Origin of the sequence: Kordia sp. (assembly GCF_045105435.1) — a bacterium.
Taxonomy (GTDB): Bacteria; Bacteroidota; Bacteroidia; order Flavobacteriales; family Flavobacteriaceae; genus Kordia.
Genome location: NZ_JBGCDL010000165.1, coordinates 1 through 25,918 on the forward strand (window position 1 = coordinate 1; position 25,918 = coordinate 25,918).

The 25,918-nt window shown below is 34.6% G+C and carries 24 protein-coding genes; 4 read left to right on the forward strand and 20 right to left on the reverse strand.

All coding sequences use genetic code 11. The annotated features are described in order from the left end of the window. Nucleotides 1–433 precede the first annotated feature (433 nt). The 5 genes from AB8B65_RS08830 to AB8B65_RS08850 all read right to left on the reverse strand — a co-directional run bounded on the left by AB8B65_RS08830 (nucleotide 434) and on the right by AB8B65_RS08850 (nucleotide 6,276). Nucleotides 434–1,198: a hypothetical protein gene (locus tag AB8B65_RS08830; protein ID WP_405300572.1), complete on the reverse strand. Its 765-nt coding sequence runs from the start codon at nucleotides 1,196–1,198 to the stop codon at nucleotides 434–436. 125 nt (nucleotides 1,199–1,323) lie between these two features. Next, nucleotides 1,324–2,067, reverse strand: coding sequence for a LytR/AlgR family response regulator transcription factor (locus AB8B65_RS08835; RefSeq protein WP_405300574.1), 744 nt, complete (start codon nucleotides 2,065–2,067; stop codon nucleotides 1,324–1,326). Next, nucleotides 2,057–3,817, reverse strand: coding sequence for a histidine kinase (locus AB8B65_RS08840; protein WP_405300575.1), 1,761 nt, complete (start codon nucleotides 3,815–3,817; stop codon nucleotides 2,057–2,059). The genes AB8B65_RS08835 and AB8B65_RS08840 overlap by 11 nt, the downstream gene beginning before the upstream one ends. Nucleotides 3,818–4,014: 197 nt before the next feature. Then, on the reverse strand, nucleotides 4,015–4,995 hold the full coding sequence (locus tag AB8B65_RS08845) for a hypothetical protein (protein WP_405300576.1): 981 nt from the start codon (nucleotides 4,993–4,995) through the stop codon (nucleotides 4,015–4,017). 144 nt (nucleotides 4,996–5,139) lie between these two features. Further along, nucleotides 5,140–6,276 (reverse strand): beta-1,3-glucanase family protein, encoded by a 1,137-nt coding sequence (locus tag AB8B65_RS08850; RefSeq protein ID WP_405300578.1) that lies wholly within the window; start codon nucleotides 6,274–6,276, stop codon nucleotides 5,140–5,142. 115 nt (nucleotides 6,277–6,391) lie between these two features. Between AB8B65_RS08850 and AB8B65_RS08855 the strand changes: the two genes are divergently transcribed. Next, entirely contained in the window at nucleotides 6,392–6,823 is a 432-nt protein-coding gene (locus AB8B65_RS08855; RefSeq protein WP_405300580.1) for a hypothetical protein, read from the forward strand. Between the two features lie 57 nt (nucleotides 6,824–6,880). Here the strand turns inward: AB8B65_RS08855 and AB8B65_RS08860 are convergent, their stop codons facing one another. The 3 genes from AB8B65_RS08860 to AB8B65_RS08870 form a co-directional block, all read right to left on the reverse strand. Beyond that, nucleotides 6,881–8,437: a M28 family peptidase gene (locus AB8B65_RS08860; protein WP_405300581.1), complete on the reverse strand. Its 1,557-nt coding sequence runs from the start codon at nucleotides 8,435–8,437 to the stop codon at nucleotides 6,881–6,883. Between the two features lie 228 nt (nucleotides 8,438–8,665). Next, entirely contained in the window at nucleotides 8,666–8,992 is a 327-nt protein-coding gene (locus AB8B65_RS08865; protein ID WP_405300582.1) for a hypothetical protein, read from the reverse strand. Nucleotides 8,993–9,020: 28 nt separating this feature from the next. Continuing rightward, on the reverse strand, nucleotides 9,021–9,806 hold the full coding sequence (locus tag AB8B65_RS08870; protein WP_405300583.1) for a DUF3108 domain-containing protein: 786 nt from the start codon (nucleotides 9,804–9,806) through the stop codon (nucleotides 9,021–9,023). Nucleotides 9,807–9,932: 126 nt separating this feature from the next. Here AB8B65_RS08870 and AB8B65_RS08875 point away from each other — a divergent pair, with 126 nt between their 5' ends. Further along, complete coding sequence (locus tag AB8B65_RS08875) at nucleotides 9,933–10,481, forward strand: hypothetical protein (RefSeq protein ID WP_405300584.1); 549 nt, start codon at nucleotides 9,933–9,935, stop codon at nucleotides 10,479–10,481. Between the two features lie 2 nt (nucleotides 10,482–10,483). Here AB8B65_RS08875 and AB8B65_RS08880 read toward each other — a convergent pair whose 3' ends face one another. The 12 genes from AB8B65_RS08880 to AB8B65_RS08935 all read right to left on the reverse strand — a co-directional run bounded on the left by AB8B65_RS08880 (nucleotide 10,484) and on the right by AB8B65_RS08935 (nucleotide 24,272). Beyond that, complete coding sequence (locus tag AB8B65_RS08880; protein ID WP_405300585.1) at nucleotides 10,484–10,858, reverse strand: DUF423 domain-containing protein; 375 nt, start codon at nucleotides 10,856–10,858, stop codon at nucleotides 10,484–10,486. A 23-nt stretch (nucleotides 10,859–10,881) separates the two neighbouring features. After that, nucleotides 10,882–11,541, reverse strand: a complete 660-nt coding sequence (locus AB8B65_RS08885) for a hypothetical protein (protein ID WP_405300586.1) — start codon at nucleotides 11,539–11,541, stop codon at nucleotides 10,882–10,884. Between the two features lie 22 nt (nucleotides 11,542–11,563). Continuing rightward, complete coding sequence (locus AB8B65_RS08890) at nucleotides 11,564–11,974, reverse strand: heavy-metal-associated domain-containing protein (protein WP_405300587.1); 411 nt, start codon at nucleotides 11,972–11,974, stop codon at nucleotides 11,564–11,566. Between the two features lie 11 nt (nucleotides 11,975–11,985). Then, on the reverse strand, nucleotides 11,986–13,122 hold the full coding sequence (chrA, locus tag AB8B65_RS08895) for a chromate efflux transporter (RefSeq protein ID WP_405300589.1): 1,137 nt from the start codon (nucleotides 13,120–13,122) through the stop codon (nucleotides 11,986–11,988). A 6-nt stretch (nucleotides 13,123–13,128) separates the two neighbouring features. Beyond that, a complete protein-coding gene (locus tag AB8B65_RS08900) occupies nucleotides 13,129–14,823 on the reverse strand; it encodes an efflux RND transporter periplasmic adaptor subunit (RefSeq protein WP_405300591.1) in 1,695 nt (564 codons plus the stop codon). Between the two features lie 4 nt (nucleotides 14,824–14,827). Then, nucleotides 14,828–15,547 carry a heavy-metal-associated domain-containing protein gene (locus tag AB8B65_RS08905; RefSeq protein ID WP_405300592.1) on the reverse strand — a complete coding sequence of 240 codons (720 nt, stop codon included), beginning with the start codon at nucleotides 15,545–15,547 and terminating at the stop codon, nucleotides 14,828–14,830. A gap of 6 nt (nucleotides 15,548–15,553) precedes the next feature. After that, nucleotides 15,554–16,777, reverse strand: a complete 1,224-nt coding sequence (locus AB8B65_RS08910) for a TolC family protein (RefSeq protein ID WP_405300593.1) — start codon at nucleotides 16,775–16,777, stop codon at nucleotides 15,554–15,556. After that, a complete protein-coding gene (locus tag AB8B65_RS08915; RefSeq protein ID WP_405300594.1) occupies nucleotides 16,767–20,531 on the reverse strand; it encodes an efflux RND transporter permease subunit in 3,765 nt (1,254 codons plus the stop codon). Before AB8B65_RS08915 ends, AB8B65_RS08910 begins: the two co-directional genes overlap by 11 nt. 99 nt (nucleotides 20,532–20,630) lie before the next feature. Next, nucleotides 20,631–21,041: an HYC_CC_PP family protein gene (locus tag AB8B65_RS08920; protein WP_405300595.1), complete on the reverse strand. Its 411-nt coding sequence runs from the start codon at nucleotides 21,039–21,041 to the stop codon at nucleotides 20,631–20,633. A 374-nt stretch (nucleotides 21,042–21,415) separates the two neighbouring features. Further along, complete coding sequence (locus AB8B65_RS08925) at nucleotides 21,416–21,661, reverse strand: hypothetical protein (RefSeq protein WP_405300596.1); 246 nt, start codon at nucleotides 21,659–21,661, stop codon at nucleotides 21,416–21,418. 383 nt (nucleotides 21,662–22,044) lie between these two features. Continuing rightward, complete coding sequence (locus AB8B65_RS08930) at nucleotides 22,045–22,419, reverse strand: response regulator (RefSeq protein ID WP_405300597.1); 375 nt, start codon at nucleotides 22,417–22,419, stop codon at nucleotides 22,045–22,047. Next, nucleotides 22,416–24,272, reverse strand: a complete 1,857-nt coding sequence (locus AB8B65_RS08935; protein ID WP_405300598.1) for an ATP-binding protein — start codon at nucleotides 24,270–24,272, stop codon at nucleotides 22,416–22,418. The genes AB8B65_RS08930 and AB8B65_RS08935 overlap by 4 nt, the downstream gene beginning before the upstream one ends. 317 nt (nucleotides 24,273–24,589) lie before the next feature. Between AB8B65_RS08935 and AB8B65_RS08940 the strand changes: the two genes are divergently transcribed. Together AB8B65_RS08940 and AB8B65_RS08945 are read left to right on the forward strand one after the other, a co-directional pair. Further along, nucleotides 24,590–24,976 (forward strand): HU family DNA-binding protein, encoded by a 387-nt coding sequence (locus AB8B65_RS08940; RefSeq protein WP_405300599.1) that lies wholly within the window; start codon nucleotides 24,590–24,592, stop codon nucleotides 24,974–24,976. Nucleotides 24,977–25,494: 518 nt separating this feature from the next. Then, nucleotides 25,495–25,918: type I restriction-modification system subunit M N-terminal domain-containing protein (locus AB8B65_RS08945; RefSeq protein ID WP_405300601.1), on the forward strand; the 424-nt coding region annotated here is incomplete at its 3' end.

Here is a 25,918-nt window from a genome sequence, read left to right on the forward strand (position 1 = left end):
CTTTTTGAAAAAAACTAAACAATAATCATTTTTTTAACCATTACTTAGTTCTTAATAATACTTAATCGCACCACATTGTAGGTCCTGGTAAATCCCAACATGTACCGGCTAATCCAGTACAAAGATTCGATTTGCATGCATATAAGAGTGATCCACCTTTAATTTTTTCGATATTAAAACTTGAGACATTGTATTTGTTCAATTTTAACGATTTAAGATTCTTTTTTTTCATACTAATTATAGTTTAAGTTAAATTTGAAACAGTAGTTTTTACTGCCTTACATGGTAAAGATGCACATACAAACAGCTCTAAACAATAGTAAATTCATAAGCGTATCTGTTTAATTCAAATTCGTAATTCATAAAAAAAAAGCATAAAAAAATCCACTTACAGTTGTTGTAAGCGGATTTTAAATATTTGAAAATGAGTTTCTTAATCTAAGAAATCTGTAAAATCTGAAATATCATCGTATTGTGAGTAGAAACAGTCTGTACCTTCAATTTCTGAATGTAGTGTTCTATATGGACGCGCAATAATAATATTGTCATAGTTTTGAACGTACGCATCATTCACAGTTACTTGGTGTGTTGTAGAAAATAACAAGGTTCCATTTGTATTCACGGTTAACGGAGTGTAATGGCGAATAATTCCTTCATTAAAATTATCAGTTGCATTCATTGGATGTCCTGTTGTTGTAATCGTATAATTCCCCGTATAATTCATTGATTTCGGGAAGTATAATTCAATACAATTTTCATACAGTAAGTAATTGATAAATAATCCCGTTAAAGATGAATGTCCACCACCATCTATTCCTTGTGGTGGCGGATTTGGACGTGTTTTATCATGATTTGGCCATCCTATTAATAAATACCAGTTTGTACGTTCAATAAATTTATTTGCAAATGCTGTATTATTATCTAAAAGCTCATGTAATTTAATGCTGTTATTTCCATTTTGAAGTAACGCAGCTACTTCGTTCTGTGCTTCTGGACTATTTCGTAATACACTTCCCGCAATGTATGCAGTCCACTGTAAATTGATTTCGAGTATTTCTCGTTGGCTGTATTGGTCAGCTGTAGAACTAAAACTTTTAGGAGTGATTTCTGTTGCTGTTTCTGCTTCAGTTTGTAGTGTTTCTTTTTGACAAGAAAGCACAAAAACGAGCAATAACAATGTGAATACTATTTTTTTCATAATGCAATATGTTTAAGTGTGTTTTTTTCTAAAATACTACTAATTCGCCATTACATACAAATCAAATGATAACTGTATGACTTTTGTTCAAATACGTAAGGAGTTATTTCAAATGTGTATTTTATTTAGGAAAATATTTTTTCGAGTGTATAGTCTTTTCTACGACTCGAAACAGGGATTTTGATGTCAACATGTACAATAAGAACACCGTTTTTGTCATACTTTAATACGTGTTTTTTATTGACAACATACGATTGATGACAACGCACAAACAAGTCAGGAGATAACAATTCTTCCACCTTTTTCATAGGTTTAGAAATCATAATTTTTTCGAGTTGTTGTGTATAGAATGTGGTGTAATTTCCATCTGAACGACAGTATAAAATATCTTTTTCATACACTGCATATACTGCGTCTGACGTTTTTAGAATGACTCTTTTTTCCTTGACACCTTCAAAAAAATCTTGAGAAACTTCAATGAGTTTGTCCAAATGATTTTCTTCGCTTTTTAACGCAATTGCCTTTTCAATGGCTTCTGTAAATTCATCTTCGTCTACAGGTTTTAAAATATAATCTAAAGCACCAACTTTAATGGCTTTGATAGCGTTATTGTCAAATCCAGTGATGAAAATTACGTTGAAATCTTTGTTTGGAATTTCCATCAAAATATCAAAACCAGTTCCGTCACCTAAGTGAATATCGAGGAGAATTAAATCGGGTTTTTGTGTTTTTATTTGTGCAATTCCTTCCGCTACATTAGAAGCTTCACCAACAACCGAAACGACTTCCTTAAAATGTTCTTGTAAACGCATTTTTAAGTCATTGCGAATGGCAGCTTCGTCGTCAATTATAAGTGTTTTAATTTTCATCGGAAAGTTTATAAGGGATTGCTAAGGTAATTAAAACTCCGGTGTTTGAAGCTGAATTTGTCTGAATTGAAATATCTTTTTTGGTTGCTTTTTTTAAAAAATCGCGAATTAATTTGATAGAAGTGGAATTCTTGAACGTATTTTTATCTTCTGTAAAACCATTTCCATTATCACTTATTTTACATAAAATATAGGTTTCTTTTTTTGTGAAATGAAGTGTAATTAAACCTTTATTTTCCAACGTGGAAAAGCCGTGTTCAATACTGTTTTCAATGAAAGGTTGTAGTAACATTGGCGGAATAAAAACCAATTCGTCTTCGTACATATTTTCATAATGAAATTCATATTGAAATTTTTCAGGAAAACGCAACAATTGAAAATCCATATATTTTTTGAGCGCATCAATTTCTTTGTCAAACTGAAGATAGTTTTGGGTAGAATTTTCTAAAATTAACCGAAGTAATCGCGAAAATTTGAGTAAATGTTTTTTTGCATCTTCTTTACTGTGTTTGATGGTATTTTGAATAGAGTAGAGGACATTTGAAGTAAAATGCGGATTCATTTGACTGCGCAGCAAACGTTGTTGCATTTGTAAATGCCGTTGTTGAAAACGTAGTTTTTTATTGCGATAATAGAGCATTCCACCAAAAATACTTAAAAATAAAATACTGAATAGTAAAAATAAACCGTTGCGCAAACGTATGTTTTTTAATTCAGTATTTTGTTGCTGTTGAAACAGTAATTTTTCTTTTGCGGCTGCTTCTTTTAAGGCTAATAATTCAGATTCGTATTTGTTACGATAGGCTTTATTTTGATTGTCTAATAAACGATCTAATTCAGCTTCAACAGTTGCAGTTGATTGGTTTTGTTCGTTTGCCAATCGAAGTTGGTATTTTAAAATATTTCGTTGGTAATTGCTTGGTAGTTTTTCAAAATTTGGTCCTTTGGCAGAATCTAAATATTTGCGTGCTTTGTCAAAGTCCTTTTCAATAATATACGCTTCTGCAATGTTTGCATAACTATTTGATAAGAGTTCATTTTTATCAAAAAAAGTCAAAAGTTTTACATTTTCGAGCGATTTTTTATAGTTCTTAATAGCGCTTTTGAAATCGTTCTGATAAAAATCATAAATACCGCGTGTCGAATATACTTGTCGTTTTAAGTCATGCGTTAAGAGCGAATCCTTTTTAATAAGATCATCAAGTATTTTAACACCTTCATCAGTACGATTAAGATTGTCTAAAATGGTATACCGATTCAGTAATTCTTGATGATTGGTCAATTTTAAATTAGGGTTTTCCGCAATGATTTGAATGCGTTTTTCATTTGCATTGAGTGCTTTTTCAAATTCATAGGTTGCATTGTAAATTTCTTCCAAAAAGAAATAATAATACCCAGCATTTAACGGCTCTTTTTCCAAATTTATTTTTTGTTTAAATGCAGCTATCAAAGCCAAACAATCACCATGTTTCCCTAAGTTTTTAAACGTTTCAAAAGCAACATAATAATAGTAAAAGTGTCTTGCGTTTATGGCTGTGTTTTGCGGTATTTTAGTTGTTTCATAAAAATAAGAAACCGCTGTATCTATTTCATTTTTAGCACGATAATACAATCCGAAAGCAAGTTTGTTTTCCGCTTGAAGCGAATCGGAAATAAATGAATGTCGCTGAATTAATTGAGCTGCTTTGTTAAGATAATATACAGTAGAATCTAGCGTGGTATTTTGTGCTTTTTTTTGAAACGAAATCACGTTTTCTATGACGTTTGCAGTATCTAACTTCTTTTGACAAGCAAAAAAAGTTATTAGTAAAAAAATACAAAGAAAGGCTCTTGACATATTGTAAACATAACTAAAAAATGTGTATCGATTGCTATAGTAGCGCTAAACGGTCATATCTTTTAGATGTAAAAAACGTTCATTCGTTGCGTTGACAGTTTTGAAAACACTTAGCTTTTAAGGACTTTATAGGTTCGTACACCTAAAAATATAAGAAATAACGCGATGATAATGATGATGGGAAGCCAAATATCATCAACAAATGCAAACACTGATTGCTGCGTTTTGTGAAGTCTGGCAATTTCTATTAAAAACTTCGGATCTTTGAGTAAAGCTTCAAATTGTTCTTTTGACGGATCAATAAGTATTTGCCGATTTTCTTGCTCAGGTTGTAGATTCGCCAAACTTTTGTACTGCGCTTTATTCTGATAAATATTTTTCGGATTGATGATTTGTATGCTAATCGCGTTCTCTTTTTCTTCAATAATAATTGAACTCCATCGCGACAGTTTTTTATTAAAAACATTTATAAAATAGGCGTTTTCATTTTTCTTTAAAACAGCTTTTAGCGTTTCTACATTTCCTTCTTTAGCATAGGTGATGAGTTGACTTTTAGCCAAATCCAATTCGTATAAAAGATGTACATCATATTCGTATTTTTTGTTTGCATCTTGTACTGAAAACATAGCATTGAGTCTTCCGTTTTCAAATTTAAGATCTAATTTTTTTAACTCTTTGCGTTCGTTTGCATGTAAACTTTCAGGATTTTTTGAATTTTTAGCAATCAATTCTTCACGTCGTTTGTACAATGTTTCGTTGTAGTAGACGAGCATGTCTTCTTTTAGTGTGTAATATTTAGAAATACTGTCGTTTTGTAAATCTTCTGCTGTAAAACTGTAGTATTCTTTGACTAAAAGTTTGGTGTCATCTACAATTTTAAAATCTAGGTATTGTTTTCCTATTCTTAGTGGACTTCTTCTAAATACATCTGAATCGTTAATTTCATAGGTACCTTCAATGATAACAGGAATTTCTGTGAGAATAGGTTCGTCGTTAATTGGCGTAGGCGTAGGCGTTAATACTGCGACACAGTTTTGCAATACTAAAGTACTGCAAATACACAAAAAGAAAGTATATATCTTGGTTTTCATCGGTTTTGAATCGGATTATGCTTCGGTTTTTAAATGTAGTACATTCTTATTTCTTACAAAAGATATCTATGAATTATCATAAAAGCAAAAAGCAAACTTTTCAGCTTGCTTCTTAACATTGTAAATAATAATGGTAGGTAGTTGTTAGCTCCAGTCGGATAATGTAATATTAAAGTTTGTTGCAGCACTAACTTGAATTAGTGGACTGTCCGTACTACACACATCATCAAACGGGAATGCGTAAATTCCTGATTTATAATTGTCGTGTACTACTTTTGCATATTCGTTAGTAACTCCGTTTTGTATTTTATAAAATTCAGAGATATCACAATTTGGTTGTGTGTCGTTTGCCGTTGTACTTAAGATGGTTCTGTTTAATGAAGCACCTAAAATGGCCGCAATTTCTCCTAATGCCGTTTTGTTTGGTGCGTTTAAAGTGCCTACACAACCAAAAATATCATACGCATCTCCAGCGGCAGGTTTTTGAACAATTACATCTGCTTTTCCTGTTTGTGTAAATACAAATTCACTATTTGTATTTACAGTTCCTGTATATGTGCCAAAAGTTGGACATTTTACAGTTAGTGTATTGGTTGTGAAATTTTTCCAGCATGCATCAATATATGCATCATAAATTTTTGGAGAAAGTAAGTTAGGACTTGTAGTTTGAACAGCATGTTGTGGCCCAAGTACACGAATATTAGTTCCAGTAGCGTCTTTCATTACCAAATTACTCCAAGGTTTTCCTAGTGCGCTAATTTCACTAAAAATAGAATCACGCGTACTAGTCGATTTCATAATTCCGTTTGTTTTGGTTGTTTTCCCTATAACTTCAATAGAAACAGGCGCAGAGAAGTAATCTACAAGTGTACAATCGGCATATAAATCCGATCCAATATTCGTAAATTCTACCACAACAAATAAAGTGTCGGCATCTGCAGTTCCTGGTGTAAATGGTGGCGTTTGTACACCTAAACCATTTTGTGCACCAGTAACAATATTAAATACCTTTGGCAATTGCTTGAAAGAGAATAAAAATTGACCTGACCACATTTTTGGTAAGCCGTTAAAAGTACTCAATGCATCTACAGTGTTAAATAATTTAGAGCAATCTTGTCCTTTTGTAAATTTCTTTAAGGAAGCATTTCCACTACTATCTACATCAACATAACACCAATCTGGCGAGCTTGTTCCTGGATCGCTATCTAATCCGAAGCAAATCCAATGTACATCAGTTGAAGCAATTCCGCTATTGTTGGTAATTTTTATATCTAAACTCATAATGGGTAAGGTTTTATTATTGAGATATAAAAGTATATGTTAACGCTTGTTTCTTTAAGAGAACAATTACGTATCTTTAAGAAACACGTAATTTTACGGGGTTATTTTTTAGTGTATGAAAAAGCTGTTTTTAGGACTATTTATGTTGTGTCTTTCCTGTAAAGATGCATCTTCGTTAAGTGAGGAAGAGAAATTATGTGCGAAAATAATTTCTTCGGAAGTCTTTGCAGAGAAGTTTCGTATTTGTGATAAGGTTGCGAACGAAATTTTTATTTACAACATAACAGGTGCATTTAAAGAAATGAATTTTTCGCTAGAAAATTATTGCGAAAAAACCATGCAATTTTTACAAGTAAGTGTCGAAAATGAATTTGAAATGCCATACACGCCGTATAAAGATTATCCTGGAATATTATTTCAAGGGTTTCGGAATACTTCGTCAACGTATGAGTTTACTTTTATTCAGTTAGAAACCGATCATATTGTAAAGTTTGTGTATGATACTAATTATAGATTTGTAAAGACAGCACAAAATTTTATCAATTAATTTTTTGGCATAAAAAAAGCCTCCAAAATGGAAGCTTTTTTTAGTGAGTACAAACTCTTATTTTGTTTTCGTAGGTTTATCTACGGTAATTCTTTGGTCTCTGTTTGCCAATTCCCACGCAGTGTAAAAAACCAAACGCGTACGGTTTGTCAATAAATCATAGTTGATTTTATCTGGCGTGTCTGACGGTTGGTGGTAATCGTCATGTGTTCCGTTGAAATAGAAAATTACAGGAATGTCATTTTTTGCAAAGTTGTAATGATCTGAACGATAGTAATAACGGTTTGGGTCGTTTTCATCATTATATGTATAATCTAACTCAACATTTGCATACTTTTTATTCACTTCTTCCGAAATATTATGCAATTCTGTACTCAATTTGTCAGAACCAATTAAATATACATAATTACGATCGCCTTCTGTACGTTTTGGATCAATTCGTCCAATCATATCAATATTAAGGTTTGAAACTGTATTTTCTAAAGGAAATATAGGATTGTCTGTGTAATATTTTGAACCTAATAATCCTTTTTCTTCTCCAGTAACATGTAAAAATACAATAGAACGTTTTGGACCATTTCCTTCTTTTTCAGCTTTTCTAAACGCTTCCGCAATTTCTAAAATGGCAACAGTTCCAGATCCATCATCATCAGCTCCATTATAAACTTTACCATCTTTTACACCTTCGTGATCTAAATGCGCAGAGATGACAATATATTCTTCTGGCTTTTCATATCCTTTAATAATTGCCACAACATTTTCAGAATTTATATCGTTTGATTTGTCTTTATTTACCAAAGTACCATCAAGTTGTATGCTAAATGGTTTGGCATCTGTAGCAATAGTAGGATGCAATCCTGTTGCTAAGTTTTCATTAATTACATAATAGAAAAACGGTGTTTTTTCGCCTTTAAGAGCGACTCTACTATTCTTTTTCATGAAACCTAACTGCATTTTGTAACGCGAATACATTTCATCAACATAAAATAAAACACCTTTTGCTTTGCGTTCTTTTGCTGCTAAAATTTTTGCAGAAGCACCTTGTCTTACATTTCCCCATTTTGAGTTTTCTTCCGTTCCAGAAAGAAGGAATGTACCATCTGCATTTGCAGGTTCACCCATTTTAAACAATAAAATTTTTCCTTCTACGTCCATGTCTTTATAATCAGAATACTTTTCATCATCAATTCCGTATCCTAAATATATAACTTCCGAAAATTTAATAGTACCATTTTCTTGCGCAGTAAAAGCTAAAAAATCGTCTTCAAATTTATATGCTTTTCCGTTAATGGTCATGTCAGCATTTAACTCGCTTCCTTTCTGTAACGGTACATTTTGAAAATAATTACCATCTTTTTGTGCTGGAGGAATTTCCAAACCTTTGTATTCATCTCTTAAATAGGCAACAGCTTTCTTTTGTCCAGGTGCACCAGTATCTCTACCTTCAAATTCGTCAGAAGCATACGTGTACAAATGTGTTTTCAACTCAGCTTCTGTAATAGTATTTCCGTAAGGAACAGGATCTAAATTTCTTTCCGCTTTTTTTTCTGCGGTATTTTGATTTGTACCACATCCTACAACAGCTATAAGTGCAAGTGAAAGTAGTTTTTTCATGTATTAATTTTTAAATTATTATTTTTTGATGGAATTCGCCATAAACAATCTTCGTAGGATGGAATTGTTAAGCGCATTTCATACAATTAGTTTGAGAGCCGCAAAGGTATTGAAATCAACTTTTTATTATGTTATAGATTTCTTAAAATAATAGCAAATCCTCAAATTATGCCCATAAAAAAGTCTATCCTTTATGATATAGATAGACTTTTTTATAATTTTTTATATTTATTCTAATCCTTCGATTCCTTCGAGGTCTTCCATGTCTTTTTTCTCTTCTTCTTTATTTTTTTCGGAAGCTTGTTTTACATCATCCGCCACCTCATTTTCTCTAAACAAATTCATGGTTGTAATGGCTGCTGCCAGAAAAGACAAAGCAATAATCAATTTTGGAACATTTTCTCGCAATCCGTTTCTTTTTGAAACATACAAGGCAATAAAGCCTAAAATGAGTCCTAAAACAATAGGAATGTAGGCAAAATTGTCTACAAAAAACGAAAGTAAAAAGCCCAATACAGCAGCAATACTTCCTAAAATGATACAAAACGTTCTCATGGTATTTATATTTTTGGTTTTAATGTGATTAGTTTGCAAGTCCAGATGCTTCCGTTAATTGTAGCATTCCACTTCCAATTGGAATGGTAAATTCTACTTTTACAGGAATTTTGTTTGCGTCTGCAGTTACCCAAATTGTAGCGGCTTTTAAAAAGTCGCCACTCGTAATAATCTTTAGTTTATAACATTCTTTTTGTCCTAAAGCAGCAACGTTTATAGATTCTTTACCTGCAAATTTTAAAGTTACAGCGGTTTCTTCTTTGTCGAATATAATTTTGAATACTTTCGAGTCGCCAGTAGCTGCATTTTCAATAGGCAAATTACGAACATTATATAAAGTCGAAATAACGTCCATAGCACCATTACTGAAACCAAAGCTTTTATTTACAACCCAATCCGTACCGTCTGCTCTACGTTTTGTTTGCTGACTTTTAATAATTTTTTTCTTATGATTGTATACATACTTCATTTTCTTCTTGTAACTACCTTCATGAATATCTCTTTTATACAATGCAGGCACTAATGAAGATTTACTTACGTACGATTCATATACATCACGAATTTTAAAGAAAAAATCATACTTTCTAAACGTGCTTGCGCGACATTTAAAATGATATAAGTTATTAGACGAAGTTTTTACTTCAGAGGTTTCCATGGTTACTTGCGCCAAATCCGTTAAAAAACCAGACATTTTGTACGATGCAGTAAACACAAGCTTTTCACCATCTTTAAAAGGGGATTTTTGTGCATTGGCAACGGTTTGAAACAAAAATGTTACCATTAATAGACATACAATCTTTTTCATGTTCTTCATTGTTAAATTGTTTATTCTTTAGTACTAACGCAATTCATTCCACTTATTGTGCCAAACTTATTTTTTTGCACTTTCAAACATCGCATTGCATTTTGTAACTTTGGCAAAAATACACATTACAACGTAGTGACGAAATTAAATTATCATAAACAAAACTTTTTCAGAAACACCTATTGTGTTTTTAAAGCAGTTGACTTTCAATCTGTAAAAGATAAAAGACCACATTTTACAAGTAAATCTGGTAGTAAATATTATTATACAAATGAAGGTGTGTATCGTGTTTCTGCGCATTGGGGACGTGCTGCAACCTGTAGATGGCGTTTGCAAACAGACGATTCAACCACTCAAAATGGCGCAAAAGTAGGCTTTGCAAAATGGACAAGTTTTTATAAAGATAATGAAGTAGAGAAGTTGTATTTCATCCAAAAAAGTGAATTCACACATACATACGAATACTTTCATAAAAACGAACCAGCATACAATTCGACATACATTTTAAGAACTGCGGGTGATACACGCAAAGTATTGCGACAACTAAAAACGATTGCAACCGAAACCAAATGGGCAAAATACATTCCGCATGACGATTTGGAAGATTTACGCAATCATTACATCAACGGATTGATTACTTCTAACAAGACATTGCCTGAGTTGCGCCGTTCGTACAATGCTTAAAATTATAAAAACGAAATACCCAATAAAATCCAGCCGATAACCAGCAACAATCCGCCAAGTGGCGTAATTGGGCCTAAAAAGCGTAGTTTCTTGCCTTTTGCGCTACTAATACACAATCCGTAAATACTAAACGAAAACAGAAACGTTCCCGCAATAAAACACCAAGCAATGCTTTTTTCTAGCGTTTCTGTGAACGAAAACTGAAATCCGATCACTAACAACACAATTGCATGATACATTTGGTATTTTACACCAGTTTCAAAGCTTTTCAACAAATCATCTGATAACACTTTCTTCAATGCGTGCGCGCCAAATGCACCAAAAATAATTCCCAATGCGCCATACAAAGCCGCAATTAATAATACGTATTTTTCCATGGTGTAAAGGTACTTATATACAGTTATTTATTAGTTCTCAACTTAATTATTTCTTCTACATTTATTTTCCATTCACTATTTTTTTGAGTCATTTCTATAGGAAATGGCCAACCTGCAGCAATTATTTTTATTGATTTTCCATCTTCTGATTCATAAATTTTTTTGATAGGTTGCTTATTAGATAAATTATCTAATTGTTTGGCAATATCTTTAGGGTATGCTCCATTCCATAACAAATCAGCTTTTTCAGTATCTAAAATTAAAGATTTAATGACTTCTTTATCTCCATTCAAAAGTGCACTATCAAATTTTCTAAATATTTTTTCAGGTTCTCCTTCCTGTTGAATGTTTGCATTGTTGATTGCATATTGCATTAACTCATCTTTGCTCATTCGAGTTTTTAAGTCACAAAATTCGAGAATAGTACTTTTCATTAAAGCTATTGCTTCATTATCATTTTTAGTGCAAGTTTTAATAACGGACATCCATACATAATTTGGAGGAAAAGAATTTTTTAGACAAACAAAACGGTTAAAATCAGTTCCCCTAATCGGTGTTTCTTTTGCAGAAGAATACCCATTTATATATGCTGAAACTTCATTGAACGTACTTTCTAAACAGTACATTAAAGGTCGGCTACAGATATGTTCAATAAATTCGGTGAATATGAATTCTTTTTCCAAAGCTACTTCATTAAATATTTTCTTACTGATTCATCGGTTGGTCACCACTAAACTGACAACATTTCGGTAAGCCTTTATACGCAATTTTATCACCATTTGCATGATCGGTATCGTAACCAGCGGCAGCAATTGCCTTGTGAATATCTTTTTCGTTTATTTTATGTTCGTCATACGAAACTGCAATGCTTTTCTTTTTCACGTCCCAAGTAGCTTCCGCAACACCTTCCACGCTTTTAGCTGCTTTTTCAATGGTTGTTTTACACATACCACAATTTCCACGCACACCAAAATTTGCCATTGACAACTGTTTTCCTTCTGCTGTTTTGGTTACAGGTGCTTTTGTTTCGTTTCCTGTTTTTGATTCGCCTTCTCCTTTACAGCTAATAACAGCTAAAGATGCAATTACGCATAGGCTTAAAATTATTTTTCTCATTGTTTAAAAATTTAAAATAGTTGATATAATATGTATCCTAAAACGGCGCCAATAATTACAATCCAAAAAGCATTGAGTTTCTTATAATAAAAAACTAATATCATGCTTACGATTGCAATGGTAATAGATTGCCAATTGATAAGGATTTCTTTTGATAAATGATACGTAACTCCAATCATAATACCGACAGCCGAAATATTAACAGCATCTAAAAAACCAGAAGCCAATTTCGATTTTCGTAATTTAGGTACAATCGGATTAAGTACTAATACAAAAATAAAGGAAGGTAAAAAGATACCTAATGAAGCCACTACCGCGCCCCAAATTCCATTAATTTGATAACCGACAAATGATGCGGTAGATAATACAGGACCAGGCGTAAACTGTCCGATGGCAATTGCGTCTAACAATTCTGATTTTGTAAGCCAACCTAGTTTTTCAACCAATTCAGCGTCTAAATAAGCAACCAAAACATAGCCGCTTCCAAACAAAATAGCGCCGACTTTTAAGAATACGAAAAACAGTTTTGCATTTGTAATCGTTTTAGTTAACACAACTCCAGAAGACAATAGAAATACAGGTGTGAATACATTGAGTTTTTTATTCGCCATTTTTGGAACACCAAACCACAACAATCCAATCAAACCGCCAGCCAAAATAATTGTAATTTCATTAATGCCACTTATAGAAGCAATTACGGTTGCGACACCAATCACAGCCAATTGCCAGTTTTTCAATGCTTTTTTACCCAACTTATAAATAGCAGAAAGTATAATTGCAATTACCGCAGGTTTTATACCATATAAAAAAGGTTCAATTTGTGGTAATTCACCATAACTTACATACAAATACGCTAAAATAGTTGTAAACACAACTGCGGGAAAAATAAACGAAAATCCAGCGACAAAAAGCCCTTTCCAACCTGCGCGTTCGTGACCACAATGCATGGTCATTTCGGTCGAATTTGGTCCAGGTATCAAATTTGTTGCGCCCATTAAATCTAAAAAATGTTCGCGTGTCATCCACTTTCGTTTCGTCACAACTTCATCTTCCATCATGGCAACATGCGCTGCAGGACCGCCAAATGCAATCAAACCTAGCTTAAAAAAAACGGTTGCAACTTCTTTTAAATTACCTTCAGTTTTCACGTTATCTTACTTTAATATTCGTTTTACTTCGCCACAAGTTAACATAGCGTCGCCAAAATACGGATTTCTAATTTCTTTTTCAGCACTCAACCAAAAAGCACCTTTGTTGTTATTTGCCATTGGACAAAATTGCACGGTTAATTGTGTTTCCAAACTATTAAAATTCTGAACCAATTCAATGATATGATTTGATATAACTTGGAAGCTCTTTCTATGTTGTTCTATCGACGTGTTTTCATTAATGCTTTTTGAAGTTTTATGTAATGTCGCCCAATACAAATCGGCTTCTTTTCGTTGTGCAATTGTCAATTGTTCTAATGCTTCTCTAAATGCGTTGCTTTTTGCTGCGGAAAGTTTGGTATCACTTTTTACCAAAGCATCCTTTAATTCTAAATACGCTTTCATACTTGGCTGAAATGCTTTTTCGAATGCTGCACTCACTTTTATTTCTTTAGTAATAGTACTATTTTCAGCAGTTTCTTTGGAAGCATTCATCATGGATTTTTTCCCCTGCAATTGTGCCGCAGCATCTACCGTAAATGCTCCGTTTGTTACAATTTCTTCTTCTGCGTTAATTCCAGAAAGTACTTCGTAGTTTTCTCCGTTTGCGGTTCCTAAAGTAATTTCTCTTGCTTCAAAAACGGGTTCGTTGGCATCTTTTTTTACATAGACTAACGAACGCTTTCCTGTCCATAATACTGCCGATTTCGGAATGCTAAGTGTGGCACTTTTTGAAACTTTAGTGTCCAAAATTCCTGTGACAAACATGCCAGGTTTTAGTTTTTTATCACGATTATTGAGTTGAACTTTTACCGCAACAGTTCGCGTATTTGTGTTCAATACAGGATCAATAAAAGTAATCTTTGCCGAAAGTTCTTCGTTCGGATTGGCGTTTGTAGTAATGGTAATATTAGCTCCTTTTTTTAGACTTGAAATTTGATTTTCGTATGCATCAAAACTTGCCCAAACGGTATTCAGATTCGAGACTTTAAACAATGCGCCGCCTTCCATCACATGATTGCCTTCTTCCACCAATTTTTCTGTGACAATACCGGAAACACTTGCGTAAATCGGAAACTGAGTAGCCACTTTTTTTGAGGTTTCAATCTGTTGAATTTGTTTTTCAGATAACTTCCAAAGTTTTAATTTGTTCCGAACTGCTTTATACAATGCAGGTTGCGAAGCTTTCATGCGCAATGCCGTTAACAATTCTTGCTGCGTAGTAACCAATTCGGGCGAATAAATCAAGGCAATTTTTTGACCTTTTCTAACTTCTTCTCCTGTAAGGTTTACATATAATTTTTCAATGCGTCCACTAAAATGAGCCGTTTGCGTAGCGTTTGTTTTTTCGTTGGCTTCAATGCTTCCTGTGAGTTTTAATGCTGAGTTTGAAGCACTTCCTTCGGCAACTTTTATAGTTTCAATATTTGCCAAAGCCATCGCGTTTTTGGTCATGCGAAACTGATTCGATGATAATTCGCTAGTAGTTGCTTGCGCAGGAATCAAATCCATGCCGCAAATAGGACAATCGCCCGCTTCAGGTTGCATAATTTGAGGATGCATGGAGCAAGTCCACGAAGTAGTTTCCACAATGGTTTTTTCCGTATGCGAATGTGCTTGTGTACGTTCTCCCGAAAGGGTAAATTTCCCAATGAGAATTCCCGCAATTAGTAAAACGATATAGATAAGGTATTTTTTCATCTGATTACAAATATAAGTTGATTAACATCCAAATTGCCATGATGAGCATGATGGAATTTTCAATGAAAGTCGCTTTGGTCATAGGCAATTTTAACGCTGTTCCCAAGCACGCACATTGAATCGTTTTTTTGTCCAACAACGCTTTGGTGACGCCAATTGTGGTAATTCCTAAAACTATTACGGTTGTGATTAATGCGATCGGAATTTGAAATTTAAACAAGAACATAATTCCGAGCGTAATTTCTATAAACGGATAAATCCATGCGTATGCAGGAAGTAATTTTGCAAGCGGATCGTACATTTGAAACGACTTCGGAAAACCTTTGTAATCTAAAAACTTGAAGAAGCTAAAAATGACATAAAAAAGTCCCATAAAACTCAACATGAATCCTTCTGTTGACCAATTGGTTGCGTACATTAAAACACTTGCTGTGGTAATGTAAAGGAAGATTAAAAACAACGGAAACAATTGTTTGAGTTCGCTTTTTTCTTCGGTTTTCCTTTGTTCAAAAATATTTTCTGCTGTTTCTAAAACGGTATATTTTTCAGGTAATACAGCTTGTATTGCTGTAGCATCGAGTAGAGTAGTTGTGTTAATTTCTACAGTTCCCGTTTCTAGATTTACCGTTGCAGCAGTGACCAAATTCAGCTCATTTAAGAGATATTCGACTTTGCTTTTGCAACCGCTGCAAGTCATTCCGTTAATTTTATATGTTTGTTTCATTTTCTTTTACTTCGCGATTAAAAATTCAATAATAGCAACGTTTGATACGTAGGTATTCAAATCGTTTACTTTTTGCAATTCAAAACCTAATTTCAATTGATCGATCGCTAATAATTGCTCAAAATCCATTTTTGCCGTTTGGTACGCAGCTAAAATTACTTCTTTGGCTTGATCGGCTTGTACAATATTTTCTTCTTGCGTTGCGATGCTTTCTTTTGCGTTTTTGAGTTTGTTTTTTGCTTGTTCAAAGGCAATAAGCAACTGATTTTTCACCGTTGTTTTTTTGTGCACAATGGCTTCTTGCTCCAATTGTAATTGTTTCTGTTTGGAAACGTGTTTTTTGTTGAACAATGGAATTGAAACCGTTACCATTGGCATGATAATATCTTTTCCGTTATCGGGCAATGAAATTCCCGAACGTTCTGCCACTAACACATAATCGAGTCCGAAACCTATCGACGGATTTCCTTCTTTTTTGGCAACAATTTCCGATTGCAGCAAGGCATTTTCCATTGCGTTTAATTGTTGTAACTTCGGATTGTTCTCAATAGTTTCATTGGTCGTAAACAGTGATTTTTCCTGTATTTGTAACGAATCCAATACCAGGATTTCGTCGTTTATCGGTCTGTTTAACAATAAATTAAACTGTACTTTTCGACTTTGAATGTCTTCCGAAATGGTTTGGAATTGTTGATGCAACACATTCTTTTTCATCTTAATATTCAACACGTCTACCATATCGGTTCGATTGTTTTCCAATTCATTCAATGCTAACTTTTCATACGTGTCTAAAATCTCAAGATGTTGCTGCGTAATCGTGTATTTTTGTTGCAAGGTATACAATTCATAATATGCCAATTTTACGTTTAGCGAAAGCTGTTGTTTCAAAAAATCAATCTCGCTTTCCTTTGCCGTTGCCAATAATTTAGCGTTTTCCTTTTTCGCGGAAAGCGTGCCAAACCAAGGTAATTTTTGACTTGCCGAAAAGCGTGCCCTTTGCGGACCAACTCTCGTTTCTACGGCTTGTGCAAATACGCCCAAACCCAACTGAGTATTGGGTAAACTTCCAACTTCATTCACTTTTTCTAACGCGCTTTCGTATTGCAATTGCTTCGCTAAAATTTCGGAACTGTTTTTTTCGGCTTCCGCCAGAAAGTTCTCCAAGCTTTGTGCGTTCATAAAATGAACACACAAAAAATAAGTACATATAGATACAATTTTATGCTTCATTTTTCTGTGCTTTTAGTTTAATTTCTTGATGCCAACTATATAAAACGGGCACGATAAATAAGGTAATCAGTGCGATAAACATACCGCCAAAACTCGGAATTGCCATCGGAATCATAATATCACTTCCACGTCCTGTAGACGTTAATATTGGCAGTAACGCCAGTAACGTTGTCGCAGTGGTCATTAAACATGGACGAATTCGTTTTTTTCCAGCTTCCACAACTGTATTTTGAATGGCTTCTTTTGTATTGGGAAGTTTCTTTGCAAAATTTTGTTTCAGATAGGTTGCCATAATAACGCCGTCGTCAGTGGCAATTCCGAATAAGGCAATAAATCCTACCCAAACCGCCACACTTAAGTTGATGGTTTCTATTTGAAACAAATCGCGTAAGTTACTTCCAAAGAGTTCAACATTGAGAAACCACGATTGTCCGTACAACCAAATCATAATGAATCCGCCAGCAAATGCAACAGCAATTCCTCCAAAAATAAAGAGTGAAGTTGCAATCGATTTGAATTGAAAATACAGAATTAAAAAGATGATCAATAACACAATTGGTACAATAATGAGTAATGTTTTTTCTGCACGCACTTGCTGTTCGTAGGTTCCTGAGAATTCGTAATTCACGCCTTTTGGAACAATCAAACTTCCATTGTCAATACGTTCTTTCAATAGTTTTTGTAACTTTTCTACCAATGTCACTTCTGCAATGTCTGATTGCTTGTTAAACAGTACATAACTGACTAAAAATGTATCTTCACTTTTAATCATTTGTGGTCCTTTTTCATACTTTATCGTCACGACTTCTTTGAGTAATATTTCGGAACCGTTTGGCAACGGAATGTATATGTTTTCCAAGTCATTCGGATTTGCACGTAATTCTCTCGGATAACGCACACGCACATTGTAACGTTCGCGACCTTCAATGGTTTGCGTCACTATTTTTCCGCCAATAGCGACTTCTAAAATATCTTGTACGGCTTTGACAGACAAACCATACCGAGCAATCTGTTCGCGATTGATATCCAGAATTAAATACGGTTTTCCAATCAAACGTTCTGCAAAAACTGTTTCCTTTTTGACTTCGGGTATTTCTTGTAAAATTTGTTCCAACTCCAAACCAAAAGCTTCTATTTGCTCCAAAGTTTGTCCTTTAATCTTAATTCCCATCGGAGAACGCATGCCTGTTTGCAACATGATTAAACGCGTTTCAATCGGTTGTAATTTTGGCGCCGACGTAATACTTGGCAGTTTGGTGTTTTTTATAATTTCATTCCAAATGTCATCGGGCGATTGTATATGCGGTCGCCAATTACGGTAAAATTCGCCGTTTTCGTCTGGAATTAGGTCTTTTGCGGTTATGTTCTTTAAAGTAGATCTCGATACAACGCTCGTTCCTTGCACCACTCGATCTGACGTTTTCGTTTCATTTGGTGCACTGAGCGGAGTTTGGTCACTGAGCGGAGTCGAAGTGACAAACTCACCATCATCATTCACCTTAAAACGTTGCGGTTTTCCGTTCGCATCTAAAATATATTCAGATTTGTAATGAATAATGTTTTCATACATAGATAATGGCGCAGGATCGAGCGCACTTTCTACACGACCTGCTTTTCCAACAACGGTTTCTATTTCGGGAATATTCGCGACAGCCATGTCCAATTGCTGTAAAATTTGTTTGTTTTCCGCAATTCCGGCATGTGGTAATGAAGTTGGCATGAGCAAGAATGAACCTTCATCTAAGGCAGGCATAAATTCTTTTTCGGTGTTTTGCCAGATGGAAATTCCTGCAATAAGGATCAATAGTGGCAGACTTAAAAACAGCATTTTGTTTGCCAATGCCCAACGCAATAGTTTTTCGTAATATTTGATGAAAATCATAAACGTTCCAATGACAATTGCACACGTCAGCGTGACAAAGATGAAATTAGTTCCTATTGCATTTGTGTAGCCTAAAGGTCGCCAATGTACCGTGAGCAGTATTAATAATGTAGCAATTGCGGTGACAATATGAATTCGTTTTTGTGTTTTTTGCGTGATGATTTTCTGTGTCTGTAAGATATTCGTCAAACCAAAAATCAAGAGTGCAATTGCAAGGTAGATTCCGTTTACAATTGCATAAATACTGATCAATAGCAACACCGAATTCAGTAATAATTTGAACCATTTACGTGTCGATTTTAAACCAAAAATCCAAGCTGCCAAAGCAGGAATTATAAATAATGTGATGATCAGTGCCGCAACTAACGCCATCGTTTTGGTGAATGCAAGCGGACTGAATAGTTTTCCTTCGGCACCAACCAACATAAATACGGGAATAAAACTGATGATGGTTGTTAATACTGCCGTGAGAATGGCGCCTGAAACTTCCGACGTTGCATTGTAAACTACGCTGTTGACCGGTGTGTTTTCTGTGTCTTCTTCCAAATGTCGCGTAATGTTTTCTATTAGGACAATTCCCATATCGACCATCGTACCAATTGCAATGGCAATTCCTGAAAGGGCAACAATATTCGCATCTACATTTCCGAGTTTCATGGCAACAAAAACCACCAAAACCGCAACAGGTAAAATACTTGCTATTAATAACGAAGCTCTTAGATTGAAGACCATTATTATAATAATGAGCAGCGTAATTAAGATTTCGAGCGATAAAGCTTCTTCAAGCGTATGCAAGGTTTCTTTGATGAGTTCCGTGCGATCGTAAAATGGAATAATTGTCAATTGCGACGTGCGTCCATCTTGTAAAGTTTTGGTAGGCAAACCATTGGCAATCGTTTGTATTTTGTCTTTTACATTGTTGATGACTTGCATCGGATTCGCGCCATAGCGAGCTACGACAACGCCACCAGCAACTTCGGCGCCTTCTTTGTCGAGAATTCCGCGTCGTTCCGCAGGACCGAGATAGACTTTTGCAACATCTTTGATTAATATAGGCGTAAAGCTTTCCGATTTGATTGGTGTGTTTTCCAAATCAGCAATCGATTTTACATAGCCCAATCCGCGTACTACATATTCTGCACGATTGATTTCTAGTGTTTTTGCGCCAATTTCTTTGTTCGTATTGCGAATAGCATTGACAACTTGCGCAATGGTAAGCTTGTACTTTTTTAGGATATCTGGTTGAATGTCAATTTGATATTCTTGTACATATCCGCCAATGGAAGCTACTTCCGACACATCGGCAGCACTTGAAAGCGCAGGTTTTACGTAGTAATCTTGAATGCTACGGAGTTCTTGTAAATTCCAGCCGCCAGTTACGTTTCCGTTTTCGTCTCTACCTTCTAAAGTGTACCAAAATATTTGTCCCAAGCCTGTAGCATCAGGACCTAAAGTTGGTTGTACATTTTCTGGCAATAACGAACTTGGTAGTGCGTTGAGTTTTTCTAAGATTCGGCTGCGACTCCAATAGAATTCTACCTCATCATTGAATATGACATAAATACTGGAAAATCCGAACATGGATGAACTTCGAACCGTTTTTACACCAGGAATTCCCATCAACGCTGTCGTTAACGGATAGGTTATTTGATCTTCAATGTCCTTTGGCGAGCGACCTTGCCATTTGGTAAATACAATTTGTTGATTTTCGCCAATGTCAGGAATGGCGTCAACCGCAATGGAATTTTTAGGGAAATTGCCCAAATTCCAATTGAATGGCGCAGTGCTCAATCCGAAACCAATCATGGAAACGAGTAGGAGTACGGCGACAAGCTTATGTTGTATTAAAAATTTGATGCTTTTGTTGAGCATGAACGTTGTTTTTATGCGTGCTTTTTCAGTTAAATTATTGCATAGCAATGGGTTTCCGAAAGCAGTATGCTTCGGAACTAAAGTTGGGTACGTATAAAATCAGATTAGGAATGTTTCATCAAGTAATTGTATGTCCTTTATCAATGGTGGCGGTACATACGGTTTGTAGACTACTTTTTCTTGATCTGCACTTGGAAGTACATAAATGTAGCTGTAAACAAACGCTTTGATGAATGTTTGTGTAGTGAAGTGAACGTCTTGTTGTGTTGGCAATTCGTCTTGTCCTTGAACAAGCGTTGTAACATCATCACAGCAAGAAACTTGTTTCATGGTCGTTTCGTCCGAAACAGTTGTTTCTAATTCCATACCACAATTTTCAGCTTCCATTCCAATGGAAAAACTGATAGGAACGCCACCACAAATATGTTCATTTATCGTGAATGAAAATGTGGAGCATAACACTAGAAGTGCTAAAGCAAATGCGCTGGTATGTTTTAGAAATTTTTGCATCAATGTGTAAAGATACGGATTTTTTTGGGATCGCTCATTTCGACAGGCTCAGTGTGCTGTTAGATTTTTAGACGCGCTTTGCTTTTAGACTTGTTCCCGCTAAAGCGGAAATCTCTTAGATCGACTTTGTCTTTTAGATTCGACTCGCTGTGAGATGATTAGACTTTTTTTTGAAACGTCTTTGCGAGCGTTTTAAAAACGCGTGGCAATCTGTTTCTAAGGAAAATTAGATTTTTATATGGATGAGATTGCCTCGGCTATCGCCTCGCAATGACGTTTTAAAGAAGTTCTGTTTTACATTTAAGATTACAAAAACCAAAACAAAAAAAGCGAACCATGACAGCTCGCTCCTTTTCTCTGGTAAATTTGTTTTTTTAACAAATAGGAAGTGTGTTTGGATCTACTTCTACTGTTTTACAACGGTTTCTTGAGTTGTAGTCATCACAAGGTGAAAATATGGTGCAAAATGCTGTAGGACAGGTAAAAATTGTGTTTGGTCCTGTTCCACATACAAAATAATTTGTGTTAGGCGCAGCAGCTCCAGCTTTTACGGCACGCTTGTTTAAACTAGAGATTGTTGATTTGTTTACACTTAGGCTTTTTAACTTCTTTTTTTTCATGATTGTGTGATTTATAATGGTTTTGGTAATTTATTTTTTAGTTGTGATTTAACAAAGCGGTCGTGTTTCTGTATCAAATTCATTTGTTTTACAAAAGGTTGCGGTACATACATCCATTGAATTGCATTCTGCCGCTCCCGAACATGTAGTTTTGGTAAATCGTATTGGACATGGACGTCGTAAGGTAAATGTTATGACGATTGTTCCACCTGAGACAGCTTATTGATTTAAACTGGAAACAGTTAATTTCTTTAATTGTAAGTTGCTGAGATTCTTTTTTTTCATAATGAGATCGTTTTTGGATCATTAAAGTATGAAGAACCTATTAGATTTGATTACGGTTTCGCCGTAATTTTTGCAATTACTGTTTGTAAATGAGGAGTTTAGATTTTGGATATTTTTACCGCATGTATGGCATTGATCAAAGCAGGAAAGTTGATTGGTTTTGAAAAGTATTGATTGAATCCGAGGTTGATAAAGTGCGATTCATCGCCAGGCATGGCATACGCAGTAACCGCAAATATAGGCGTATTTTTATGTGTTGGTAAGGCTTGAATTCTTTTTAGAAGTTCGCAACCATCCATTTGGTTTTTTCCTAAATTGATATCTAACAGAATTAAATCGGGTGTATTATTTTCAACAATTTTTAATGCTTTGATACCATTTTCTGCAATGGTTACGTGCGAATCTGTTTTAGAAAGCATTTTGTCCATCACCATTGCGTTGACTTTGTTATCTTCTACGTATAGAATGTTCATGTGCAAATGGGTAATTTTATGATGAATTCTGAGCCTTTTCTGGCTTCACTTTGTACGTCTATGCTACCATCTAGGATTTCAATATATCTTTTTGACAGACTTAATCCGATTCCCGTTCCTTCATATTTTCGTCCCATTCCGATGCTTTCTTGCACAAACGGATCAAATATTTTGTCAAGGTTTTCCGCTTCAATACCAATACCTGTATCTTTTACCGAAATGATGGCTTCGCTATGTATTTCATCACAAGTAATTGTGACTGAAATTGCGCCAGCATGCGTATATTTTATAGCATTGTGAATGATGTTGTTGAATGCTGTTCTGAATAGATGTTCGTCAATTTCAACCTTGGGCGAACTTTCATCCAATATCAATTTATAATCTAGCGATTTGAGTTCTGCCAAATGATCATATTCGCGATACGACGTTTCTACTGTAAAGTTAAGATCCACTACTGAAACATCTAAATTGGTTTTGATGGCTTCTATTTCACTAAAATTTGATAGGTTATTGATGGTTTCTAGCAAGCGATCTTTGCTGTCGTGCAGGTATTTTTTGAGTTTCTCACGTTCTTTGGTAATTTCTTCCGTAATTAACAATTCACTGATAGCCATAATTCCGTTGAGCGGCGTTCGTATTTCGTGACTAAAGTTTGAAAGAATATTTGTTTTTAAACTATTGAGTTCTTGTTCTTTTATGTGTGCTTGTTTAATGGCAATTTCAGCAATTTTACGTTCGGTAATATCCAATCCAGTAATAAGCACTGCATTTACTTTTTCATTTACATCCGTAATGGGCGTATATTTTATTTCCAACCATTGCGAATTGCCTTGATGCATAAGGCGTTCTAATTCTTTTCGAGTGATATTTCCTTTGAGAGCTTCGTTGAACGAATCGGCAAATGTATGTTTAAAGTTAAGTGGTAAAACGTCCATAAAACGCACCGAAGTTTCTAATGGATTTACATTAAAATCGTTCTGTATGATTGCTACAGAAGCATCATCTGTCAGTAAAATTTTACCATCCGAATCCAGCAAAAAAGTATATACAAAACCATTATTAATCATGGCACGCATACGTCGTTGATTTTTGAGCACCATTTGTTCATTTAACTTTCGTTGGTTTACATCAATTAAGTTTCCAATTAAGCGAGTGGTGCCTCCATCTGCGTTTTTTTTACAGTATCCATATACTTCATAATAGCGGTAATCTCCGTCTAAATGACGCAATCGGTAGTGATTAAAATAGTAGGCAGTTTTTTTGTCTAAATTCGCCAAATGTCTAGTAAACGCTTCGTCTACATCTTCGGGATGAATCATTTTTCTGAAAGATTCTTCAGGTAAAAAATCATCTACTAAAGGCAAGCCTAGCATTTTTCGGAATGATGGACTGTAGTAGACCAAGTTTGTTTCAATATTATGATCAAACAAACCTGAACGAATTCCTTTTAGTGCTAATTTTTTAGTTTCTTCACTTTCTTGAAGCTGCTCTAGGTGCTTTTGACGTTCCTTGTCTTGTGCTGTAACATCATTTCCAACGATAAAAATATGTTCGTTTTCTAATGAAAAATCCAAGCGTAATGTTAGAGTTTCATTGGAAGTCGTATGTACAAATTTTATATATTGATTTGACAGCGTTTCGCCTTTTAAAACTTTTTCTATAATTGTATGAAATGTATCTGTAAACGAATCAAGCACAAAGTTTTGCAAGGATTTGCCAATACAGCTTTCATTTGCTTCAAAAGTTACTGTAGCACAATTGCTTAGCTGTTGTATAACACCTTTTTTGTCTAATACGATTAGATATATACTAGACTTCTCTAGGATGTGAGTCAGTAATTGGTGGGTTTGCATTTAGTTTTAGATGGATTCGGCAACTAAAAATAGGAAAAACATTTGATAGCGCTAACAATTTTATATATTTTCTTTTTGTGTGGTTGTTTTTAGAAGGGAATTCATACTGTAGCAGTAAATGAGAAAGAACAAACCATCATGGATATTATATTTGCTATACAAAAGTATAAAACGATCAAAATGCGTAAGAAAATTTGGAATGCAATACGGATGTTTTGCCTGAATTTTTAAAGCTAAACCACTATTCATGCTTTTTGTGTAAAGAAAATTACTGAGATTTACTTTTAAATAGTATGAACACAAAAAATAGAAAGATTATGCCAGTAAAATTTAAAGTAATTCAGAAGAAAAATCCGCAAGACTTAGCAGCAACTCCAAAAAGCTATGCAATCGCTATTAGTGATGGAACTGTAGATATTGACAGACTATCAGAATTGGTAGCTGATGGTTCTACCGTTCGTCAAAATGATATCTATGCGGTTATCATTGGTTTGGTAAATGTTATACAAGGAGAGTTGAAAGAAGGAAGAAGTGTTAATTTAGGAAAGCTTGGAACATTTGCCACGTCTATCAGTAGTGCTCCTTCGGATACGCCAGCGGAAGTGAATGCTAGCAATATTAAAAGTGCTAAAGTCAATTATCGTCCTGGTAAAGAAATTAAGAACATGCTAAAAACCTTATCGTACTCAAAAATTAGTGCATAAGTAGCTAAGTAATCAGATTTCAAATTAATAACAACGGTGACTAGAGAGTTTATTCAAATTTTATAGTTACCAAATTAAAAAAAGTAGCGGAGGTTTTACCAAAAACCTCCGTTGCTTTTTGTTGTTTCCTGCGGTGGTTTTGTATAAAACCTAGGCAGGTTTTTTTATGGAATAGCTTTTGAGAAAAAAATGGTGGTTTGAAGAGTGTTTTTGGGTGTTTTTCTTCTTGTAAATCTATTTTTTAGAGGTGAGAAAAGGTATGAGAAAGGAGTGTTTTCTGATTTGTTTTGAATACTAAAATGTACCTTACTGACTGTTTTTTTGATGCGTGACTGGGAGAAGCGAGCGCGCCGTGGCAGTCTTTTTGTTAAAGTACACTTCCGTTTTTGAAGTTATAGGTGTAGCAATACATCAATACAAACTATTATATATAATTATGGAAAACCGTAATTCTATATCCAATGATTTTACTATTTTTAAGTTTTAGTAGATTCTTAATATATATCCCGATATTTTAAATGCCCAAAAAACTAGCAAAAGCAGATATTAACTTTGAAAAAGAGTTATGGAAAGCTGCAAACGAACTCAGAGGCGCAGTCGCTGAAAACCAATATAAAGATTACATATTACCACTCATATTTTTAAAGCATATTTCAGAACGTTATGAATTGCGAAGAGATAGCTTAAAAAATATGCTCAATGATACCACTTCTGATTACTATACAAAAGATGTGGAAGAACAAAACTACGTGTTGGAAGATCCCGATGAGTACCTTTCTAAAAACACGTATATCATTCCAGAAAAAGCAACCTGGCAATTTTTGCAAGACCATGCAGAACAGGACAATATTAAAGTATTGGTCGATGATGCTTTTGATCTTTTAGATGAAACTTTGGGGAACTATAGACCAGACCTTAAGGGAATTCTCCCTAGAATCTTTG

Excerpts from the sequence above, each read along its gene's own strand:
- AB8B65_RS08900 (WP_405300591.1), bottom strand. The coding sequence starts at position 14,823 with ATGAAAAAATACCTTATCTATATCGTTTTACTAATTGCGGGAATTCTC.
- AB8B65_RS08835 (WP_405300574.1), bottom strand. The coding sequence starts at position 2,067 with ATGAAAATTAAAACACTTATAATTGACGACGAAGCTGCCATTCGCAAT.
- AB8B65_RS08925 (WP_405300596.1), bottom strand. The coding sequence starts at position 21,661 with ATGAAAAAAAAGAAGTTAAAAAGCCTAAGTGTAAACAAATCAACAATC.
- AB8B65_RS08870 (WP_405300583.1), bottom strand. The coding sequence starts at position 9,806 with ATGAAGAACATGAAAAAGATTGTATGTCTATTAATGGTAACATTTTTG.
- AB8B65_RS08940 (WP_405300599.1), top strand. The coding sequence starts at position 24,590 with ATGCCAGTAAAATTTAAAGTAATTCAGAAGAAAAATCCGCAAGACTTA.
- AB8B65_RS08845 (WP_405300576.1), bottom strand. The coding sequence starts at position 4,995 with ATGAAAACCAAGATATATACTTTCTTTTTGTGTATTTGCAGTACTTTA.
- AB8B65_RS08905 (WP_405300592.1), bottom strand. The coding sequence starts at position 15,547 with ATGAAACAAACATATAAAATTAACGGAATGACTTGCAGCGGTTGCAAA.
- AB8B65_RS08830 (WP_405300572.1), bottom strand. The coding sequence starts at position 1,198 with ATGAAAAAAATAGTATTCACATTGTTATTGCTCGTTTTTGTGCTTTCT.
- AB8B65_RS08850 (WP_405300578.1), bottom strand. The coding sequence starts at position 6,276 with ATGAGTTTAGATATAAAAATTACCAACAATAGCGGAATTGCTTCAACT.
- AB8B65_RS08910 (WP_405300593.1), bottom strand. The coding sequence starts at position 16,777 with ATGAAGCATAAAATTGTATCTATATGTACTTATTTTTTGTGTGTTCAT.
- AB8B65_RS08935 (WP_405300598.1), bottom strand. The coding sequence starts at position 24,272 with ATGCAAACCCACCAATTACTGACTCACATCCTAGAGAAGTCTAGTATA.
- AB8B65_RS08890 (WP_405300587.1), bottom strand. The coding sequence starts at position 11,974 with ATGAGAAAAATAATTTTAAGCCTATGCGTAATTGCATCTTTAGCTGTT.
- AB8B65_RS08930 (WP_405300597.1), bottom strand. The coding sequence starts at position 22,419 with ATGAACATTCTATACGTAGAAGATAACAAAGTCAACGCAATGGTGATG.
- AB8B65_RS08860 (WP_405300581.1), bottom strand. The coding sequence starts at position 8,437 with ATGAAAAAACTACTTTCACTTGCACTTATAGCTGTTGTAGGATGTGGT.
- AB8B65_RS08915 (WP_405300594.1), bottom strand. The coding sequence starts at position 20,531 with ATGCTCAACAAAAGCATCAAATTTTTAATACAACATAAGCTTGTCGCC.
- AB8B65_RS08855 (WP_405300580.1), top strand. The coding sequence starts at position 6,392 with ATGAAAAAGCTGTTTTTAGGACTATTTATGTTGTGTCTTTCCTGTAAA.
- AB8B65_RS08865 (WP_405300582.1), bottom strand. The coding sequence starts at position 8,992 with ATGAGAACGTTTTGTATCATTTTAGGAAGTATTGCTGCTGTATTGGGC.
- AB8B65_RS08880 (WP_405300585.1), bottom strand. The coding sequence starts at position 10,858 with ATGGAAAAATACGTATTATTAATTGCGGCTTTGTATGGCGCATTGGGA.
- AB8B65_RS08920 (WP_405300595.1), bottom strand. The coding sequence starts at position 21,041 with ATGCAAAAATTTCTAAAACATACCAGCGCATTTGCTTTAGCACTTCTA.